Genomic DNA, 18,720 nt, shown 5'->3' with positions numbered 1-18,720 from the left:
AGTCAGCTCCGCTCTCTTTTACCGTTCGTCCTGAGCGAAGTCGAAGGACATGCCCGACACGAAGGTGCTTCGACTTCGCTCAGCACGAACGGAAGTTTAGACGTTCAAACGAGCAGCCTAGTTCGCCGCGGGCAGCCTCAGCCGCACGAGCAACCCGCCCAAGTCCTCGCTCTCCTCAAGCGCAACCGTGCCCTCGTAGATCTCCGCCACATCGCGGACGATCGCGAGCCCGAGCCCGGTTCCCGGCTTGCCCGTATCCAGCCGCACACCGCGGTCGAAGATGCGGACGCGTTCCTCTTCCGGAATGCCGACGCCGTCGTCCTCGATCAGGAACTCGACGTATCCAGACTGCGCGCCGACCGTGACGAACACGCTGCCGCCACCGTATTTGGCCGCGTTCTCGATCAGATTGCCCAGCATCTCGTCGAGATCCTGCCGCTCGACATGCACCTGCAGCCCGCGTGGTCCAGTCACGTCGATACGGATGTGGCGATACAACCGTCCAACCGCGCGCTCGACCGATTCCAGGCTCGGCCAGACGTCCGCGCGGCTGTGCGCAGATCCGCGTCGGCCGACCGCACGGGCTCGGGCAAGATGATGATCGACCTGGCGCCGCATCGTCCGCGCCTCGCGGATCACGGTATCGGCGAGATCGTCGGACTGCGCGGTGGCGGCGTTCATGATCACCGTCAGCGGCGTCTTCAGCGCATGCGCTAGATTGCCGGCATGCCGCCGCGCCTCCTCCGCCTGCCGCTCGTTATGCTCGATCAGCGCGTTCAGTTCCTCGACCATCGGCGCCACCTCGACCGGCATCGCGCTCGACACGCGGTTCGACTGGCCTGCCCGCATCCGGGCGATCTCCTCGCGCACGCGGCGCAGTGGCCAGAGCCCGTAGAACGTCTGGAGCGCGGCCAGCACGATCAGCCCAAGCGCAAGCAGCGCGAAACTGCGGACAAGCGTACGGCGGAGCGTCGTGATCTGCGCGTCGAGCCCGTCGCGGCTTTGCGCGACCTGAAACCGCCAGTGCACCTTCGAGCCGGGGATGACCGCATCGCGCTCCACGATCCGCAGCTTCTCGTCCGGGAACTGCGTACTGTCGTAGAAATGGGCGTTGCGATCGTCGTGCGGGCCGCCGAAGGCGAGCCGCCGGTCCCATAGCGAGCGCGACGGGAAATCCTCGCGCCCCTTGCCCGATACCTGCCAGTACAGCCCCGAATACGGCTCGACGAAACGCTGGTCGGCCGCTGCCTCGCGCGTGAAGATCACTTCGCCCTCGGGACCGATCTCGGACGAATTGAGCAGCGAGCGCAGAACATATTCGAGCTGGTCGTCGAAGTTGCGCGTCACTGCCTGGCTCAGCACGCGGTCAAGCGCGAACCCACCGCCGCTGAGCAACACCACGATCCACACCGCCGCGATCAGGATCATCCGCCGCGACAGCGATCCCTTCACGGCCGCCGGCACGCGGATCGGCACGTCGGTCTTCAGTGGCTCTGGTATCGGCCCGCTGTCCGTGGGGGGGGCCGTGACGGTGTCCATGACCAGACCGATCAGGCGTCCGGATCTTCGAGGCTGTAGCCGAGCCCGCGGATCGTCGTGATCACGTCCTGGCCGAGCTTCTTGCGGATCCGCGTCACGAACACCTCGATGGTGTTCGAATCGCGATCGAAGTCCTGGTCGTAGATATGCTCGATCAGCTCGGTGCGGCTGACGACCTTGCCCTTGTGGTGCAGCAGGTAGCTGAGCAGTTTGTATTCCTGCGCGGTCAGCTTCACCGGCTCGCCAGCGCGCGTCACCTTGCCGCTGCGCGTGTCGAGGCGGATGTCGCCCGCGTTCAACTCGGACGAGGCGTTGCCGCTCGCGCGCCGGATCAAGGCACGCAAACGCGCGATCAATTCCTCGCTCTGGAACGGCTTGGCAACGTAATCGTCCGCTCCTGCATCGAGCCCGGCAACCTTGTCCGACCAGCTGTCGCGCGCAGTCAACACCAGCACGGGCATCGTCTTGCCCTCTTTGCGCCAGCGATCGAGCACGGTCAGCCCGTCGATCTCGGGCAGGCCCAGATCGAGCACGACCGCGTCGTAATTCTCGGTCGAGCCGAGGAAATGCCCCTCTTCGCCATCGACCGCGAGATCGATCGCGTAGCCGGCGCCCTCCAGGGTGTTCTTCAACTGCTGGCCGAGATTCGGCTCGTCCTCGACGATCAGAACGCGCATGATAATCCTCTCGTTTAGGGGGTCAGCGACCGGTGCGGCCGACGATCTGGCCGGTGCGGCCATCGACGTCGACCCAGATGACGGTTCCATCGCGCAGGAATTTCAGCGTGTAAATGGCGCTGCCCGAATCATAGTCGGAGCCGAGATATTGCGAGCCCCGCATCGTCGGGATCACGCGCCCCTCGATGTCGCGCAGCGACAATTGCCGACCGGTCTTGCGCGCCTCGAACGCCGACATCTGGTCGCCGCGGCGCTGATCGCCGCCGCCGGCCAGCATCGGGGCAGCACCGCTCAGCACGGGCATCGCGGCCAGGGTCGCAAGGATAAGCAACATCTTCATGGCCGTGGCATAGCCCCCGGGCATTGAACAGCCTGTGAATGGTCGCGTCAGTCGCGCGACATCACGAAGCCCGCGAGGTGTAACTTGCCTGCATCACTCGGCCCCCCTACGTGGCGCGGACATGGCAGCACCAATCTTAGCATTCGAAGGCCTCGGACTCGTCCAGGGCTCGGGATGGCTCTTTCGCAACCTCGACATCCACATCGGACCGCGCGACCGGCTCGCGTTGATCGGCCGCAACGGCGCCGGCAAGACGACCTTGCTCAAACTGCTCGGCGGCAGCGTGATCGCCGACGAGGGCCGCAGGGTGATCGTCCCCGGCACGCGCGTCGTGATCCTCGAGCAGGAGCCCGACCTGCGCGGCTTCGCGACGTTGCGTGATTACGTGATGGCAGGCGACGATGCGCCGGTGAACTACGAGGCGGATTCGATCGCCGACCAGCTCGGCATCGACCTGTCGCGCGATGCCGCCTCGGCATCGGGGGGCGAGCGACGCCGTGCGGCGATCGTCCGCGCGCTGTCGCAGGACCCCGACGTGCTGCTGCTCGACGAGCCGACCAACCATCTCGACATCGGCGCGATCGAGTGGATCGAGGAGTGGCTCAAGCGCTTCCGCGGCGCGTTTGTCGTTATCAGCCATGACCGTACGTTCCTGACCCGCCTGACCAAGCAGACGCTGTGGCTCGATCGCGGCGCGATCCGGCGGGCGGAGGTCGGTTTCGGCGGGTTCGAGGCATGGACCGAGCAGGTCTATGCCGAGGAACAGCGCCAGGCGGAAAAGCTCGATGCACGCCTCAAGCTGGAGGAGCATTGGCTGCTCCGCGGCGTCACCGGCCGTCGCAAGCGCAACCAGGGCCGCCTGACCAAGCTGCACGAGATGCGTGCCGAACGCGCCTCGATGATCGGGCCGCAGGGGTCTGCGAACCTGACGACCAGCAGCGACGACACCAAGACGAAGGTCGTGATCGACGCCAAGAACGTCACCAAGGCTTACGGCGACCGCACGATCATCGATGACTTGACGTTGAGGGTGACCCGCGGCGACCGCATCGGCATCGTCGGCCGCAACGGCGCGGGCAAGTCGACCTTGCTCAAACTGTTGACCGGCGAGATCCAGCCCGACAGTGGCTCGATCAAGCTGGCGCAGACGCTCGATGCAGTAGTGATCGACCAGCAGCGCAGCCTGATGGCGCCCGAGAAGACGGTACGCGAAGTCGTCGTCGATGGCGGCGAATGGATCGACGTGCTCGGCGTGCGGAAGCACATTCACGGTTACCTGAAGGACTTCCTGTTCGACCCGAACATGGTCGATGCGAAGATCGGCTCGCTGTCGGGTGGCGAGCGCTCGCGGCTGTTGCTCGCGCGCGAGTTCGCCAAGCCGTCGAACCTGCTGGTGCTCGACGAGCCGACCAACGATCTCGATCTCGAGACACTCGATCTGTTGCAGGAAGTGATCGGCGATTACGACGGCACCGTGTTGATCGTCAGCCATGACCGCGACTTCCTCGACCGGACTGTCACGATCACGCTCGGACTCGATGGCTCCGGTACGGTCGACGTGGTCGCCGGCGGGTATGAGGATTGGGAAAAGCGGCGCGCGTCGACCACCACTGGCAAGCGTGCGTCAAAGAAAGTCGCGGCAACGGCGCCGGTTGCAGCCGCCCCCCGCGCGAAACTGACCTACAAGGATCAGCGCGATTACGAACTGTTGCCCAAGCGAATCGAGGAACTCGATGCGCAAATGGCAACCGATGCGATCAAGCTTGCCAAGCCGGACCTGTATATGCGGGACCATGCCACCTTCGCAAAACTGACGATCGCGATCGAGCGGGCACGCGCGGAGAAAGAAGCTGCGGAATTGCGCTGGCTCGAACTTGCCGAGATGGTCGAGGGCGACGTGTAAGCCATCAGAACCAGAATGAGTTTAGCCAGGAACGCGTTGACAAATGTTGCGTTGCAACCCATGGAAGCGCGACAATTCTGGAGATAGTTATGAAGTTCAAGGCTCTTACCGGCGGCGCACTCGCGATCGCAATGCTCTCGACCACCGTTGCAGCAAGCGCAGCGCCTGTCGCCAACTCGGCCAACAGCCTGTCGCTTTCGAACGCACGCGTCGGCACGGCAACCACGAGCAAGAACAAGCTCGGCGGCGGCGCTGGCATCTTCGCAGTGCTGATCGCAGCCGGCGTTGCTGCAATCGGCGTCGTTGCGATCGTCAAGGACGACAATTCGGACAGCAACTGATGTTGCCGGGCCGGCGCCTTGGCGCCGGCCCATCCGTTTTATACCGGCTATTCGATAGCGGCCTGACTTGATGTTGGCCGTGCGCGGTTACAAAGCCTTTCCGGCCCGCCCCGCAAGATCGACGATATACTGCCACGCCACGCGCCCCGATCGGCTGCCGCGTCGTATCGCCCAACCGATGGCCTCGCCCGGTTCGAACGTCAGATCATATACTGCCGCATAGGCCGTGACGATCGCCAGATACCCATCCTGATCGAGCGCATGGAAGCCCAGGCTGAGACCGAATCGGTCCGCTAGCGCCAGATGATCATCCACCGAATCGCGCGGATTGATCGCGCTTTCCTGCTCGGCGATGTCGCGCGGCGCGAGATGCCGACGATTCGCGGTCACCATCAGCCGGACATTGGCAGGACGCGGTTCCGCCCCACCTTCCAGCATCGATCGCAGCGTGCGTGCCTCCGCCGGCACGTCGAACCCCAGATCGTCGACGAACAGCGCGAATGCGCGGTTGACCGGCGCGAGCGTCGCGAACAGGCGCGGAAGACCGCCCAGATCGGATACCTCGACCAGCGCGATCGCCCCGCCCTCCGCCTGGACCGCGCCGACCGCGCTCTTCACCAGTGCCGACTTGCCGGTGCCGCGTGCGCCCCATAGCAGCACGTCCTGCGCGGCGTGGCGTTTGGCCAGATGACGCAGATTGGCAAGCAGCGATGCCTTTTGTCGATCGAGCCCGATCAGCATGTCGAGCGGCAGCGGCGCGAATGCGCGGGCCGGGACCAGCGCCCCGCCGCGCCAGACATAAGCAGAATGCGCGAGCGGGTCCGCCGGCGGTGGGGGGGGCGGCGACAGGCGTTCGAGTGCGGCGGCGATGCGGTCCAGCGGATCGGTCATTGCTCGCTCTTGGCGACACGATCGAGGCGACACAAGCGCTCAGCCGAGTTGGCGGAGATGTCCGGCGATCGCCGTGTCGCCCGGCGCCAGTCGTGTTGCTTTGACCAGCACCCGCCGGGCCCCAGCGGTATCGCCATTTGCCGCCAGTGCGATGCCGTACGCGTCGGCGGCAGCCGCGCTCGTGGGCGACAAACGATACGCCGCCCGGCCATAGCGGACCGCGATCGCGCCGTCGTCGCCGCCCGCATAACCGAGCGCGAGATCGATCAGCACGCCGCCATCGCGGTTGCCGACCCGGCGACGTACGCCTTCGAGCGTCTCGATTCCCGCATCCCACTGTCCGGCAGCCACCTGCCAATGCCCCAGCAACCGCTGCCCCGCCAGACTTTGCGGGTTTTGCGAGAGATACAACGCAAGTGATGCCGACGCGTCTTCCCGACGACCGGCTCGACCCAGTGCATCGACCAGGCGCAGCATCGTCGGCTCGTCGAACGTAAGGTTGGCAGCGCGGGCATAGACGTCCGCCGCTTCGCCGAAACGTCCTGCTGTCATCAGTACATCGCCGAGCGCGAGCTGTGCGGCAGGCGCGCCCGGACCTGCCGCGACGAGCGTCCGCGCACGCGCGATCGCGCCGGCGGTATCCCCGCTGGAAATCTGTCCCCGAATCACGCCAAGCGCATAGGTCGGATCGCCAGCAGCGGTCGCAGCGCCGGCGATCAACGCTCCGACCGCATCGTCGGTCGCGAACGCCGCGGCAGGCGCGGCCGGGCCGGCAGCGACTCGATCGAGAAACTGTGCCGCCAGCGTTCGGTCACCGATGGCCTCGAACGCGCGCGCGATCAGCATCAGCGAATAGGTGTCGGCGTCGCGCCGCAGTCCGACCGGTCGCAGAACATCGAGCGCTCCGCGCGGATCACCAGACCGCAACAATGCTGTTCCGAGCAGGCGCCGTGCAACGACGTTGAGCGGCTGCACCGCGACCAGCCGGCGCCAAATGGTTGCCGCCTGCTCGTACTTGCCCTGTGCATAATCGAGGCTTCCCGACAGCAGCAACGTCCCGGGCAATCCATCGATCGTGCCGCCGGTGCCGCGAAGCAGCGATCGGGCGAGATCGATCCGTCCCGCGCGAGCGGCGAGTACGGCCTGCAGATACAAGGCCTGCGGGCTGCCCGGACGCGCTTGCAACGCGCGGCGAGTCGCGGACAGCATGTCGACATTGCGCCCGGCATCGCCAAGCGTCGCGGCGTATTCGATCAGCGCAGGATGGTAATAGGCATCGCTGCGCAACGCCGCCTCGAACCATGGCAGCGCAGCGATCAGCCCGTAGCGGTTCCGGATGACTTCGCCCTGCAGCGTCAGCGCAGCGGGCTCGCGCGGTGCCAACGCCACCGCGCGAGCGGCTGCGACCGAAGCGCCGCCTACGTCGCCGGCAGTCAGGCGAATTCGACCGAGATCGGTCCATGCCGCCGCATCGCCGGGGGTACGATCGAGCGTTGCCTGAAGGAGCGTGCGTGCTGCGACCAGTTCGCCCTGCGCGGCGAGCGCCCGCGCCTGGATCCGTGCGGCATAGTCGGTATAGCGCGGCGGCGCCTGCGCAGCTTCGTCGATCGCGCCCTCGGGGTCGCCCTGCAACAACCGCGCATGCGCCTGGAACTGATGCAGCGCATCCGTGGACGCGCCCGCATCCACCGCACGTGCAAGCTCGGCTTCCGCTGCCAGGCCATCGCCGAGTTCGAGATAGGCCCGTGCCAGCGCGACATGTGCTGCAGCGAGCTTGGGTGCCGCGGCGACCGCCGCCTGCGCATTGGTTCGTGCGGCGCTGTAATTCCCCGCCCCCAGCGTCGTCAGGCTATCGGCGAGCGAGCGGCGCGCATCGGGTCGTGGCGACCGCATTGCCAGCGCGACGCCGATCCCGACCACCATCAGGCACAACAGGCAGATCGCGAGCAGACGCGCACGGTTGCCCGCCATTGCCACCGGCAGCTTGAACCGCCGCCGTCGCCGGCGTCGCCGCAGCAGCGGATAGGTCGGGTCAGGCATGGAGATCGTAGCTTTTCAGCAGATCGTACAACGTCGGCCGGCTGATTCCGAGCAACCGCGATGCGCCCGAGATGTTGCCGTCGGAACGTGCCAGCGCCTGGCGGATCGCCTTGCGGTCGGCAAGCTCGCGGGCGGCGCGCAGGTTGAGCGCGGACGCCTCCTCGGCCTTGCCGTCGAGATCGAGATCGACCGCCGTCACCAGCTTGCCGTCGGCCATGATCACCGCGCGCTTGATGCGGTTTTCCAGCTCGCGGACGTTGCCCAGCCACCCCCAGCCATCGATCGCAGCGCGCGCGTCGGGAGCAAGGCCGGTGACGACGGGGTTCATGGTCACGGCGTAGCGCGTGACGAAGTGGCGCGCGAGCAATACCGCGTCGCCGGTCCGATCGGCGAGCGCGGGAATCCGCACGACGATCTCGGCGAGCCGGTAATACAGATCCTCGCGGAACCGCCCGTCGGCGACCATCGCGTCGACATTCTGGTGGGTCGCGCACACGATCCGCGTATCGACGGGGATCGCTTTCCGCCCGCCGACGCGCTCGATCACGCGCTCCTGAAGGAACCGCAACAGCTTGACCTGCAGCGCGAGCGGCACGTCGCCGATCTCGTCCAGAAACAGCGTGCCGCCGGCGGCCTGTTCGATCTTGCCTTCGGTGGTCTTTACCGCCCCCGTGAACGCACCCTTTTCGTGGCCGAACAACTCGCTTTCGAGCAGCGTCTCAGGGATTGCCGCGCAGTTGATCGCGACGAAATTGCCGCGCGATCGCGGCGAGGCATCGTGGAGCCCGCGCGCGAGCAATTCCTTGCCGGTGCCGCTCGCGCCGAGCAGCATCACCGAGACGTTGGCGGGCGCGACCCGCTCCAGCGTACGCGTGACGGCGGCCATCTCGGGCGACGCGCTGATCAGCCCGCCGAACCCACCGGCATCGATTCGCGCGGCGAGGCGGCGGTTTTCGGCTTCCAGCGCATGGACGTGGAAGGCGCGACCGACGATCATGCCGAGCGCATCGATGTCGATCGGCTTGGCGTAGAAATCCCAGGCGCCATCGGCGATCGCCTGCAACGCGCTCTCACGGGCACCGTGTCCAGAGGCGACGATCACCTTGGTATCGGGCTTCATCGCAAGGATATCGCGCAGTGTGGCGAACCCTTCGGTGACGCCGTCCGGGTCCGGCGGCAGGCCGAGATCGAGCGTGACGACCGCGGGTTCATGCGCGCGCACCGCATCGAGCGCCTGCGCCCGGTCGCTCGCGACGACGATCTCATACCCCTCATACGCCCAGCGAAGCTGACGCTGAAGCCCAAGATCATCCTCGACGATCAGCAGGACGGGGCGGGCCTTGTCGGTCATGCCGCCACCTCGAACGAGACGGCGGTGCCGGCCACGTTAGCGGCAGCGGCGGCGGGGAGCAGGATGCGGAAGCGCGTGCCCTCGCCCTCGCGGCTGACCACGTCGAGCGCGCCGCCCATCGCGTGCACCAATTGCCGCGCCTCGAACGCGCCGATGCCGAACCCGGCGGGCTTGGACGACACGAACGGGCGGAAGAGCTGGTCGCGGACGAAGCCGGGTGTCATCCCGCAACCGTGATCGATGACGTCGATCGCGACCCGCTCGCCGATCGTCTCCACCGACAGCAGGATCGGGTCGTCCTCGCCGCTGGCCTCGACCGCGTTCTGGACGAGCTGACCAAGCACCTGTTCGAGGCGGGCGGCATGCCCCAGCGCGCAGGCCGGGCCGCCGCGGGTGACGATCGGATGCTGCGACCGACGGGCGGTCGCGACGCGCTCGACGATCGCGGCGACGTCGGTCGGCTGGAGCGGTTCGTTACGGACGGGGCCATGCTGCGAGAGACGGGCGAGGAGCGCGTTCATGCGATCGGAGGAGTCCTTCAGGGTCGCGACCATATCGACGCGGAAATCGGGGTTGTCGGCATGGCGCTCGGCGTTGCGCGCGACGAGCGTCAACTGGCTGACGAGATTCTTGATGTCGTGCAGGATGAACGCGAAGCGGCGGTTGAATTCGTCGAACCGCGCCGCATCGGCCAGCGCCGCATGTGCGCGGTCCTCGGCCAGATAACTTGCTGCCTGCCGTCCCGCGACGCGGAGCAGATCGAAATCCTCCCAGTCGAGCGCGCGGTCGACCGGCGGCCGGGCGAGCACGATCGCTCCGACCAGCGCGGTGCTGTGGACCAGCGGGACGATCGCCCAGGCCTCGGGGCAATCACGAAGCCATTCGGGCACGGCCACGACGTCCTCGGGGGGTGCCGTACCGGTCCGGACGCGGTCGAGTTCGACGATCCTCGCGTCACTCGCGAGATAACGCGCCAGCGTCTCGTCCTGCGAGCCCTCGGCGGCGCAGACCCAGTTCCATGTCGCACCGACGCCGAGCGTGGCACCGTCGGGGACCAGCAACAGCCCCCCAGGCGAATCGGTCAGGTCGGCAATCGATTTCACCACGCGCGTGTCTAGCGACTCCGCGCCGACGCCGGGCTTGCCCAACGTGTCGGTGAAGCGTTGCCACTCGGCCCGGTAGTCATAGCGGTGGCGAAACAGATGCTTGGCGACCTTCACCTTGGTCCAGGCGCGCAACCACGGGGTCGAGAGCAGGGTCAGCACGCCGGCGGTCGCACCGAACACGATCGCGGTCTGCGCCACCCGCGCGTACGGCCCGGCATAACTCGCGGCGATGTTGGTCGCGAGTGCGGTGATACCCGCGTACAGGATCAGCGCGACCGCCGACAGCGCGCGCACCGTGATCGGCCGAGACAAAGCAAGCGTCCAGTCGCCGCTTCGATGCACGCCAACCACCAGCATCGCCGCGACGCCCGTCATCACCACGCCGCGCGCGACGATCGCCACCATCACGCCGTTCAGCTGAAAATAGATCCAGGCCGATACGAGCAGGTCGATGCTCCACATCGCGGCGAGCGCCAGAACGACCAGCCGGATGCCGCCCCGCGACGCCGGCGCCGCCTGGTAGAGGTGGTGGACGAGCACCAGGGCGCTGATCGCCTCCATCATCCGGAACACCGTCCGCGCCGAAGCGACTGCCCCAAGCGCCTCCTGATCGAGGTCCATCCGCAGCACGATCGCCAGCAACGCCGCCGTCCCGGCAAGCGCCATGACGAGGACGTACACCGCACTCAGCGCGTAATTGCCCGCACGATCGCGCCTGACGAGCGCCAGCATGAAGGCGAGCCACGCGACGTCGCGTGCGCTGGCCGCGATCCGCGTCGCGACGTCCCGCGAATCGATCCCGGCGACCGCGAGCGCCCACAGGCTGGTCGTCACCAGCGCGATCACGAACGCCGCATGCGGCCATTGCCCGCTCGGCCGTCGCAGCTGCGCCAGCGCCAGCGCACCGAACAGCAACGCGGCCAGCGCATGGCTCCAGAGGACCAGGGTGGCGATCATGCAGCCATCACCGCGCGCCTGCCGGCCACAGCACGACCCGCAGCGTCTGCAACAGGATCAGCATGTCGAGGAACGGCGAATAGTTCTTGGCGTAATACAGGTCGTATTCGAGCTTGTGCCGGGCATCCTCGATCGACGCGCCGTACGGATAGTTGATCTGCGCCCAGCCGGTGATGCCGGGCTTCACCATGTGCCTCTCGGCATAGAACGGCAGCTGGTCCTCGAGTTGCTGGACGAACTGCGGACGCTCCGGGCGCGGGCCGACGAAGCTCATCTCGCCCTTCAGCACGGTCCAGGTCTGCGGCAGTTCGTCGATCCGGACCTTGCGGATGAAGCGCCCGATCCGGGTGATCCTCGGATCGTCCTCCGCCGCCCAGACAGCCTTGCCCGCAACCTCCGCATCCTGCCGCATCGAGCGCAGCTTCAGGATATCGAACCCCTCATTGTAGAGCCCGACGCGGCGCTGGCGATAAAAGGCCGGGCCCTTCGATTCGAGCTTGATCGCGATCGCGGTAATCAAAATCACCGGGAGCGTGATCGCCAGCAACAGACCGCTGGCAACGATGTCGAACGCACGCTTGAAGATGCTGGAGAGCATGCGGCTGGAGGCAAATCCATCGGAGAATATGAGCCAGGACGGATTGACGCTCTTCAGGTCGATGCGACCCGTTTCGCGTTCGAGGAAGCTCGATATCTCACTGACCTGCACGCCGGTGGTGCGGACGCGCAGCAGATCCTTCATCGGCAAGGCGTTGCGGCGCTCGTCTAGCGCCAGCACGACTTCGCTCGCGTTCAGATCGACGATATGCGCCGCGAGATTGGGGATGTCCGCACGCGGCATCGCACCCTGAACGACCGGTTCGACCTCGCCCATCCTCACGAACCCGGCGACGACGAAATTGACGCCGGGTTGCTCCGACAGGACCAGGATACGCGCCGCTCGCGCACCGGCGCCCAGCACGACGATCCGCCGCTTGAACGTCTCGCCACCCAGCGTCTTGCCGAGCACGGCGCGCACCGTGACGAGCAGGATCGTCGCGATCACCGTTGAGTATAGCAGGTTCGACCGCCAGAAGGTGAGTGCCGGAACCAGGAAGAAGATCAGCGACAGGAACATCACGCCGAGCGACAGAGCCACGGCGAGCCGCGCGGCGGCAAAGCGCAGCGACAGGAACGATGCCACCCCGTACGCACCGACCGCGACCAGCGACACCTGCAGCGCGATCGCGAACGTCAGCAATTGCGCGACCCGGGTGTGCATCGGTTCGACCATCATGCCGATCTGGTGCGCACGAACGACCCAGCCGATCTCGGCCGACGCGATCAGAAGCACCGCGTCGACAAAGCCGAGCAGGAGGACGGCATGGGGTACGTAATGCTTGAAGAGCCGTATCATCGTCCGCTATCCCGACGCATAGTTGTAAACGCTACCGACACCTGACGACACGTTTCGCAGCAAAACACCAAAAAACACTGAACGCCCGCATCCAATTGGATCATTCGGCGATTGGCACGCGTGGCCCCTCCGCTATAGCTCGGCGCCATCAGGAGGATGCATGACCGCACGTAAGATCGTTCCCGTAATTCTTTCAGGCGGTTCGGGCACGCGCCTCTGGCCGATGTCACGGCCTGAGATGCCCAAACAGATGCTCGCGCTGACGGCGAACGAGACGATGCTCCAGCTTACCGCAGGCCGCGCGCTCGGCGAACGCTATGCGGCGCCGATCGTCGTTGCCAATGCGCGCCATGCCGATCTGGTCGAGCAGCAACTCGCCGATGCGGGCGCGGCACCGCAGGCTTTGATCCTCGAACCGACGGGCCGCAACACCGCGCCGGCCATCGCGCTTGCCGCCATCGCCGCCGGCGGCGGTGGCGACGCGCTGCTGGTGATGCCATCGGATCACGTGATCGGCGACGTCGCTGCGTTCCATGCCGCGATCGAGGCGGCGATGCCGCTCGTCACCCAGGGCTGGCTCGTCACGTTCGGGATCGCCCCCGACGCACCCGAGACCGGCTATGGCTGGATCCAGATCGGCGACGAGCTCCAGCCCGGCGTAAACCGCGTCGCGCGGTTCGTCGAGAAGCCGCCCCTCGACAAGGCGCAGTCGATGCTGGCCAGCGGCGATCATGCCTGGAACGGAGGAATCTTCCTGTTCCTCGCCGACGCCTATCTCGAGGCGCTCGCGCAGTTCGACCCCGGCATCCTGACTGCCACGCAGGAGGCGATGGACAAGGCGCGGACCGAGGGCACGCGGATCTACCCGGACGCGGTGGCCTTCGCCGCCTCGCCGGATGATTCGATCGACTATGCGGTCATGGAGAAGGCCGACCGTGTCGCAGTCGTGCCGGTGAACATGGGCTGGAACGACGTCGGCAGCTGGGACGCGTTGCATGCGATCAGCGATACCGACAGCGACGGCAACGCGCACCGCAGCCAAGGCGAGGGTGGTGTGCTCGCGATCGATACCAAGAGCTGCTTCGTGCGCAGCGACGGCATCCGCGTCTCGCTGGTCGGGGTCGAGGATCTGATCGTGGTCGCCAGCGGCAACGATGTGTTGATCATGCCGCGTGGTCGCAGCCAGGAGGTCAAGAAGTTGATCGAGGCGATGAAAGCGCGCGACAAGGTCTGAAATTATGGTCCGCTCTCCACGGTGCAGGGGAGCGGACCTCGCGGCCACGCAGGAAACTCTACGGTCGTTTACGCGACTTGGGCACCTGCGAAAGCTTGGTGAGAAGTGTCGGGATATCGTCGGTGATCATCGTATCGGTCGGCGCCTGCCACGAATTGCGCAGCGTTTCTCCGACGGTGTGCAATCGCGCAGCGGACGCGCGCTTCGATGTCTCGTCTCGCACTCTGGCCTCGATTTACGCAAACGAAACCCGGCGGATCCTTCGGGGGGATTAGGACGCCGCCGGGCTCGCCAATCAAACCGACGATGGCCGCTGCGGTTCCGCCGGCGCTTCGTTAAATTTCGATCAAATTCGTATCGCCGCGCCTCTGGTCGATCCGGGAGTGAATGGCTTAGACAGTCTTGGGCTTATCAGCCAACAGCTTACGGGAGAGTTCGTCATGGATCGTCGCCAGTTCCTCGCATCCGGGGGCGTTGCCGCGCTCGCCACAAGCTTGCTGCCTGCCACCGCCTTTGCGCAATCGGCGAGCGATACTGCGCTGAATGCCGAGTTCGAACGGATTTTCCAGCGCAGCGTGGCGCGTTCGCCCGAGCTTGCAACCTCGCTTGGGCTCGACAAGGGGCCGTTGGCCACGTCGAAGAGCCAGCTTTCCCCGCGAACGCCGGAGAAGCGCGCGCGCGACGTCGCCGAGACCAAGGCGGCGATCGCGAGCCTTGCGCGCTATGATGGCGCCGGGCTGTCGGCAGCGGCGAAACTCAACCTCGAAGTCGTACGCTATTCGCTGAACACGCAGATCGCCGCGCCCGAGAAATTCGGCATGGACAGCCCGATCCGGCCCTATCGGATATTCCAGCAGGGCGGTGCCTATTTCCAGGTGCCCGATTTCCTCAATACCGCGCATACGATTGCCGCGACGCCGGACGCCGAAGCGTATCTGGCGCGACTCGACCAGTTCGGCACGGTGCTCGATCAGGAAAGCGCGATGCAGCAGGCGGAGGCAACGCGGGGCCTGCTCGCACCCGGCTGGTCGCTCGACCTGACCTTCGGCCAGATGCGCAAGCTGCGGAGCCAGCCCGCCGCGACGTCGAGCATCGTCCAGTCGCTCGCCAAGCGCGCCGCGGTCAAGGGCATCGCCGGCGACTGGCAGACCCGTGCGGCGAAGATAGTCGACGAGAAGGTGTATCCCGCGCTCGACCGCCAGATCGCGCTGATCGAGAAGCTGAAGCCGACCACCAAGCCCGGTGACGGTATCTGGCGCGTGCCGAATGGTGATGCGATCTATGCGATGGCGCTGAACCAGGCGACGACGACCACGATGAGCCCCGACGAGGTTCATCGCATCGGCCTGGCCCAGGTCGCCGAGATCACCGCGCAGCTCGACACGATCCTGAAGTCGCAAGGCTTCACGACCGGCACGGTGGGCGAGCGGCTCGCCAAGCTGAACGTGACGCCCGACCAGCTCTACGCGAACACCGCGGAGGGCCGCACCGAGCTGATCGCCGGGCTCAACGACGGCATCAAGGCGATGTACGCCAAGCTGCCCCAGGCGTTTTCGGAGGTCCCGACGCAGCCGCTCGAAATCCGTGCGGTGCCGGTCGAGATCCAGGACGGCGCGTCGAACGGTTATTATAATCGCGCGTCGCTCGATGGCACGCGCCCGGCGATCTACTTCGTCAATCTGAAGGACGTCGGTGACTGGCCGAAATACACGCTGCCCTCGCTCACCTATCACGAGGGCGTGCCGGGCCATCACCTCCAGATCAGTCTGGCGCAGGAGTCGAAGGACATTCCGACGCTGCGGAAGATCGGCTTCTTCTCGGCCTATTCGGAAGGCTGGGCGCTGTACGCCGAACAGCTTGCCGACGAACTGGGGGCCTATGCCTCGCCGCTGGAGCGCGCCGGGTATCTCCAGTCGTTCCTGTTCCGCGCGACGCGTCTGGTGGTCGATACGGGTATCCACGCGAAGCGCTGGAGTCGCGAGAAAGCGACCGACTACATGGTCGCGACGACCGGCTTCGCGCGCCCGCGGACGCAGCGCGAGGTGGAGCGCTATTGCACGCAGGCGGGTCAGGCTTGCAGCTACAAGGTCGGGCACATGGCGTGGACGCGCGCGCGGCTGAAGGCGAAGGCGGCGCTGGGCGACCGGTTCGACCTGAAGCAGTTTCACGACATCCTGAAGGAAGGCGCGATGCCCCTGACGATCCTGGAGCGGCGGGTGGATGAGCGGATCGCGGCGATCAAGATGCGGGGGTAAGCCGGGGCCGGTGATCTTCCTCCGAAGAGGGGCCGAAGGCGATGAAGGAGCGGATACGAAATCGCAGTCATCGCCCGCCGCCCCCGTCTGGCAAGTGCCCGCCGTTTCCCCCTGGCGGGGGGAGAATCGTTCAAATTCAGCGTCTGAGGCAATCGCCCCACTCTCCGTTTCCCTGCGAACGCGGAAGTCCAGGATTATAGGCGATGGTCTGGGTTACCCTGGGCTTCCGCTGTCGCGGGAGGACGGCAGATAACCGCAAGACCATTAGCAGCGCGACGACGATCTGCGCCGCATGATCAGCGGCCTCTATGGTCGAGCGTCTGCGCCGGTACGCGGACCGTGACCGTTTGGACGACATCGGTCGCCGACGCGGCCAGCATCACCCTGTAGTCGCCGCCTGCGATCTTCCACCCGCCGCTCGCCACGTCGAACGTCGCTAGCATGCGTGGATCGATCGTTACCGACACCGCCTGGTCCGCACCTGGCGCGAGATCGACCTTGCGGAACGCGCCGAGCCGCTTGGGCGCTTCCCATCCTGCGCCCGAGACATAAACCTGCGCGACCGCCTTACCCTGTAGCGCGCCGGTGTTCTTCACTGAGAAGCCGGCCTTGATCCCCTTGCCCGCAGGCGTCGCGGTCAGGCCGCTCATCGCGAAGTTCGTATAGGACAGCCCGTAGCCAAACGGGAACAGCGGCTTGGCGCCGGTCTTGTCGAACCATTTATAGCCGACGGCCGCGCCTTCGATGTCGTAATTGCCCATCGGGTGTGCGTCGCGGTCAAGTTTGGGATTGCCCTCGATCACCGGCCGCGGAGTCTGCGCAAGCGATGCCGGGAACGTCGCGGGCAGATGCCCCGACGGATTGACCTCGCCGGTCAGCACGCGCGCGATCGCCTCGCCGCCCGCCGTGCCCGGATACCATGCCTCCAGCACCGCGCCGACCTTGCCCAGCCACGGCATCACCACCGGACCACCGGTTTCGAGCACCACGACGGTCTTCGTGTTGGCCCGCGCGACCGCATCGATCAGCGCGTTCTGGCCGTCAGGCAGGTTCAGGTCGGGGACGTCGAACGACTCGCCGGTCCACTGCTCGCCGAACACGACGACGACGTCCGCCTTGCGCGCCGCCGTCGCCGCCGCCTTCACGTCCTTGCCGTCGAGATAGGTGACGGTCGCGCCGGTCCGCGCCTGCAATGCCTTCATCGGCGATGACGCGTGATAGGTCTTGGGACCGGGGAAACCGCTCGGGAATTCGTCCGGCACGACCAGGCCGTTGGTCGGCGCGTTCGGCGAATAGACCTGGCTCGAGCCGCCGCCCGACAGCACGCCTATATCGGCATGCGCGCCGACCAGCAGGATCGACTTCGCCGTCTTGGCGAGCGGCAGGAGACCGGCGGTGTTCTTGAGGAGGACGATGCCCTCTTCGGCATCGGCGCGCGTCACTGCTGCATGGCCGGCATAGTCGATCGTCGTCGCACGATCACCGGCGACGATGGTATCGAACGCACCAACGGAGAACATCCCCCACAGCACGCGCCGCGCCATGTCGGTCGCGCGCGCCTCGGACACATGGCCATTGTTGACCGCCTCACGCAGCGCGTCCGCGAAATAGGGCGAGCGATCGAACGCCCAGCCGGATTGCTGGTCGAGCCCCGCATTGGCGGCCTCGCTGGTCGAATGCGTCGCGCCCCAGTCGGACATGACATAGCCCTTGAAGCCCCAGTCGCGCTTCAGCACGGTGTTCAGAAGCCAGTCGTTCTCGCACGCATAATGGCCGTTCACGCGGTTGTACGAGCACATGACGGAGCCGGGCTGGCCGACCTCGTTGGCGATCTCGAACGCGAGCAGGTCGGACTGGCGCGCGGCCTGTTCGCCTATCTTGGTATCGATCGTGAAGCGGTTCGTCTCCTGCCCGTTGAAGGCGTAATGCTTCATCGTCGAGACGACGTGCTGCGACTGGATGCCCTTGATCTCGTGGCCGGTAATTACGCCCGCCAGCAACGGATCCTCGCCGCCATATTCGAAGTTGCGACCGTTGCGCGGCTCGCGCGTGAGATTCATGCCGCCCGCGAGCTGCACGTTGAAGCCCGACAGGAACGCCTCGTTGCCGATCATCGCGCCACCGGCCTGCGCGAGTTCGGGATTCCAGGTCGAGGCGGTCGCGATCCCCGACGGCAGCGAGGTGCGCAGGCGCGGCGTCGGCCCGCGCTGGCTGGCGACGCCGACACCGGCATCGGTCTGCCACTGGCTCGGGATGCCGAGCCGCGGGATCCCCGGCACGATCCCCGCCGACGCCGGCAGGCCGTCCTTGGGGTAGACGAAGTTCTTGGTCGGCGTCTTCAACCAGTCGGCGTTGGTCGCGAAATACCCGAAGGTCAGCTGCAGCTTCTCGTCGAGAGTCATCTCCTTCAGCAGCAGGTCCACGCGCGCATCCGCACTCAGCCCGGTGTTCATCCAGGGGCGCGCCTTGGGTGCCTCGGTCCGTGCCGCAGCAGCGCCCGGCGCATTGTTGGTGGTCTGCGCCGCCGCCGGAGCCAGGGCCACGACGGACAAAAGCATCGAACTCGCCAGAAGTCGTCCGAAAATGGTCTTGGTACGGACTGCGATCATGCGGCTCACCTTCAGGCTGATATAATAAATCTCAACCGCCGGTTTGCCCCGTCTCTCGCCCTGCCGCAACAGGCGCCGCGC

The 18,720-nt window shown here is 66.2% G+C and carries 14 protein-coding genes; 4 read left to right on the top strand and 10 right to left on the bottom strand.

Annotated features, from left to right (window positions below):
* Positions 1–117 precede the first annotated feature (117 nt).
* From AC3D24_RS16415 to AC3D24_RS16405, 3 genes are all read right to left on the bottom strand, one after another.
* Complete coding sequence (locus AC3D24_RS16415; protein WP_489033184.1) at positions 118–1,428, bottom strand: sensor histidine kinase; 1,311 nt, start codon at positions 1,426–1,428, stop codon at positions 118–120.
* 122 nt (positions 1,429–1,550) lie between these two features.
* Complete coding sequence (locus AC3D24_RS16410) at positions 1,551–2,216, bottom strand: response regulator transcription factor (RefSeq protein WP_489032217.1); 666 nt, start codon at positions 2,214–2,216, stop codon at positions 1,551–1,553.
* 22 nt (positions 2,217–2,238) lie between these two features.
* Positions 2,239–2,556 (bottom strand): hypothetical protein, encoded by a 318-nt coding sequence (locus tag AC3D24_RS16405; protein ID WP_489032216.1) that lies wholly within the window; start codon positions 2,554–2,556, stop codon positions 2,239–2,241.
* Between the two features lie 121 nt (positions 2,557–2,677).
* On the opposite strand from AC3D24_RS16405, the gene AC3D24_RS16400 reads away from it, so the two are divergent.
* Positions 2,678–4,459 (top strand): ABC-F family ATP-binding cassette domain-containing protein, encoded by a 1,782-nt coding sequence (locus tag AC3D24_RS16400; protein ID WP_489032215.1) that lies wholly within the window; start codon positions 2,678–2,680, stop codon positions 4,457–4,459.
* A gap of 89 nt (positions 4,460–4,548) precedes the next feature.
* Positions 4,549–4,800 carry a hypothetical protein gene (locus tag AC3D24_RS16395; protein ID WP_489032214.1) on the top strand — a complete coding sequence of 84 codons (252 nt, stop codon included), beginning with the start codon at positions 4,549–4,551 and terminating at the stop codon, positions 4,798–4,800.
* 87 nt (positions 4,801–4,887) lie between these two features.
* Here AC3D24_RS16395 and AC3D24_RS16390 read toward each other — a convergent pair whose 3' ends face one another.
* Genes AC3D24_RS16390 through AC3D24_RS16370 form a run of 5 tightly spaced genes read right to left on the bottom strand, consistent with a single transcriptional unit; the run spans position 4,888 to position 12,541 of the window.
* Positions 4,888–5,691, bottom strand: coding sequence for an ATP-binding protein (locus AC3D24_RS16390; protein WP_489032213.1), 804 nt, complete (start codon positions 5,689–5,691; stop codon positions 4,888–4,890).
* A gap of 39 nt (positions 5,692–5,730) precedes the next feature.
* Positions 5,731–7,731, bottom strand: coding sequence for a tetratricopeptide repeat protein (locus AC3D24_RS16385; RefSeq protein WP_489032212.1), 2,001 nt, complete (start codon positions 7,729–7,731; stop codon positions 5,731–5,733).
* Positions 7,724–9,082, bottom strand: a complete 1,359-nt coding sequence (gene prsR / locus AC3D24_RS16380; RefSeq protein WP_489032211.1) for a PEP-CTERM-box response regulator transcription factor — start codon at positions 9,080–9,082, stop codon at positions 7,724–7,726. Before prsR ends, AC3D24_RS16385 begins: the two co-directional genes overlap by 8 nt.
* Positions 9,079–11,145, bottom strand: coding sequence for an XrtA/PEP-CTERM system histidine kinase PrsK (prsK, locus tag AC3D24_RS16375; protein ID WP_489032210.1), 2,067 nt, complete (start codon positions 11,143–11,145; stop codon positions 9,079–9,081). The genes prsR and prsK overlap by 4 nt, the downstream gene beginning before the upstream one ends.
* A 7-nt stretch (positions 11,146–11,152) precedes the next feature.
* Positions 11,153–12,541 carry a TIGR03013 family XrtA/PEP-CTERM system glycosyltransferase gene (locus AC3D24_RS16370; RefSeq protein WP_489032209.1) on the bottom strand — a complete coding sequence of 463 codons (1,389 nt, stop codon included), beginning with the start codon at positions 12,539–12,541 and terminating at the stop codon, positions 11,153–11,155.
* 160 nt (positions 12,542–12,701) lie between these two features.
* On the opposite strand from AC3D24_RS16370, the gene AC3D24_RS16365 reads away from it, so the two are divergent.
* Positions 12,702–13,775: a mannose-1-phosphate guanylyltransferase/mannose-6-phosphate isomerase gene (locus tag AC3D24_RS16365; RefSeq protein WP_489032208.1), complete on the top strand. Its 1,074-nt coding sequence runs from the start codon at positions 12,702–12,704 to the stop codon at positions 13,773–13,775.
* 58 nt (positions 13,776–13,833) lie between these two features.
* Here the strand turns inward: AC3D24_RS16365 and AC3D24_RS16360 are convergent, their stop codons facing one another.
* Positions 13,834–13,998, bottom strand: a complete 165-nt coding sequence (locus tag AC3D24_RS16360) for a hypothetical protein (RefSeq protein ID WP_489032207.1) — start codon at positions 13,996–13,998, stop codon at positions 13,834–13,836.
* Between the two features lie 217 nt (positions 13,999–14,215).
* Here AC3D24_RS16360 and AC3D24_RS16355 point away from each other — a divergent pair, with 217 nt between their 5' ends.
* A complete protein-coding gene (locus AC3D24_RS16355; RefSeq protein ID WP_489032206.1) occupies positions 14,216–16,030 on the top strand; it encodes a DUF885 domain-containing protein in 1,815 nt (604 codons plus the stop codon).
* A 296-nt stretch (positions 16,031–16,326) separates the two neighbouring features.
* Here the strand turns inward: AC3D24_RS16355 and AC3D24_RS16350 are convergent, their stop codons facing one another.
* Positions 16,327–18,639 carry a glycoside hydrolase family 3 C-terminal domain-containing protein gene (locus AC3D24_RS16350; protein WP_489032205.1) on the bottom strand — a complete coding sequence of 771 codons (2,313 nt, stop codon included), beginning with the start codon at positions 18,637–18,639 and terminating at the stop codon, positions 16,327–16,329.
* Positions 18,640–18,720: the final 81 nt, after the last annotated feature.

The sequence above is a fragment of the Sphingomonas sp. SL1004 genome (assembly GCF_057815015.1).
The sequence above is the reverse complement of the archived record's forward strand: the minus strand, read 5'-3'. Positions and strand labels throughout refer to the sequence as shown.

Bases quoted from the DNA above. Each gene is read 5' to 3' on its own strand.
- AC3D24_RS16410 (WP_489032217.1), bottom strand. From the start codon at position 2,216: ATGCGCGTTCTGATCGTCGAGGACGAGCCGAATCTCGGCCAGCAGTTG.
- AC3D24_RS16355 (WP_489032206.1), top strand. From the start codon at position 14,216: ATGGATCGTCGCCAGTTCCTCGCATCCGGGGGCGTTGCCGCGCTCGCC.
- AC3D24_RS16370 (WP_489032209.1), bottom strand. From the start codon at position 12,541: ATGATACGGCTCTTCAAGCATTACGTACCCCATGCCGTCCTCCTGCTC.
- AC3D24_RS16400 (WP_489032215.1), top strand. From the start codon at position 2,678: ATGGCAGCACCAATCTTAGCATTCGAAGGCCTCGGACTCGTCCAGGGC.
- prsR (WP_489032211.1), bottom strand. From the start codon at position 9,082: ATGACCGACAAGGCCCGCCCCGTCCTGCTGATCGTCGAGGATGATCTT.
- AC3D24_RS16385 (WP_489032212.1), bottom strand. From the start codon at position 7,731: ATGCCTGACCCGACCTATCCGCTGCTGCGGCGACGCCGGCGACGGCGG.
- AC3D24_RS16390 (WP_489032213.1), bottom strand. From the start codon at position 5,691: ATGACCGATCCGCTGGACCGCATCGCCGCCGCACTCGAACGCCTGTCG.
- AC3D24_RS16350 (WP_489032205.1), bottom strand. From the start codon at position 18,639: ATGATCGCAGTCCGTACCAAGACCATTTTCGGACGACTTCTGGCGAGT.
- AC3D24_RS16365 (WP_489032208.1), top strand. From the start codon at position 12,702: ATGACCGCACGTAAGATCGTTCCCGTAATTCTTTCAGGCGGTTCGGGC.
- AC3D24_RS16405 (WP_489032216.1), bottom strand. From the start codon at position 2,556: ATGAAGATGTTGCTTATCCTTGCGACCCTGGCCGCGATGCCCGTGCTG.
- prsK (WP_489032210.1), bottom strand. From the start codon at position 11,145: ATGATCGCCACCCTGGTCCTCTGGAGCCATGCGCTGGCCGCGTTGCTG.
- AC3D24_RS16415 (WP_489033184.1), bottom strand. From the start codon at position 1,428: ATGATCCTGATCGCGGCGGTGTGGATCGTGGTGTTGCTCAGCGGCGGT.
- AC3D24_RS16395 (WP_489032214.1), top strand. From the start codon at position 4,549: ATGAAGTTCAAGGCTCTTACCGGCGGCGCACTCGCGATCGCAATGCTC.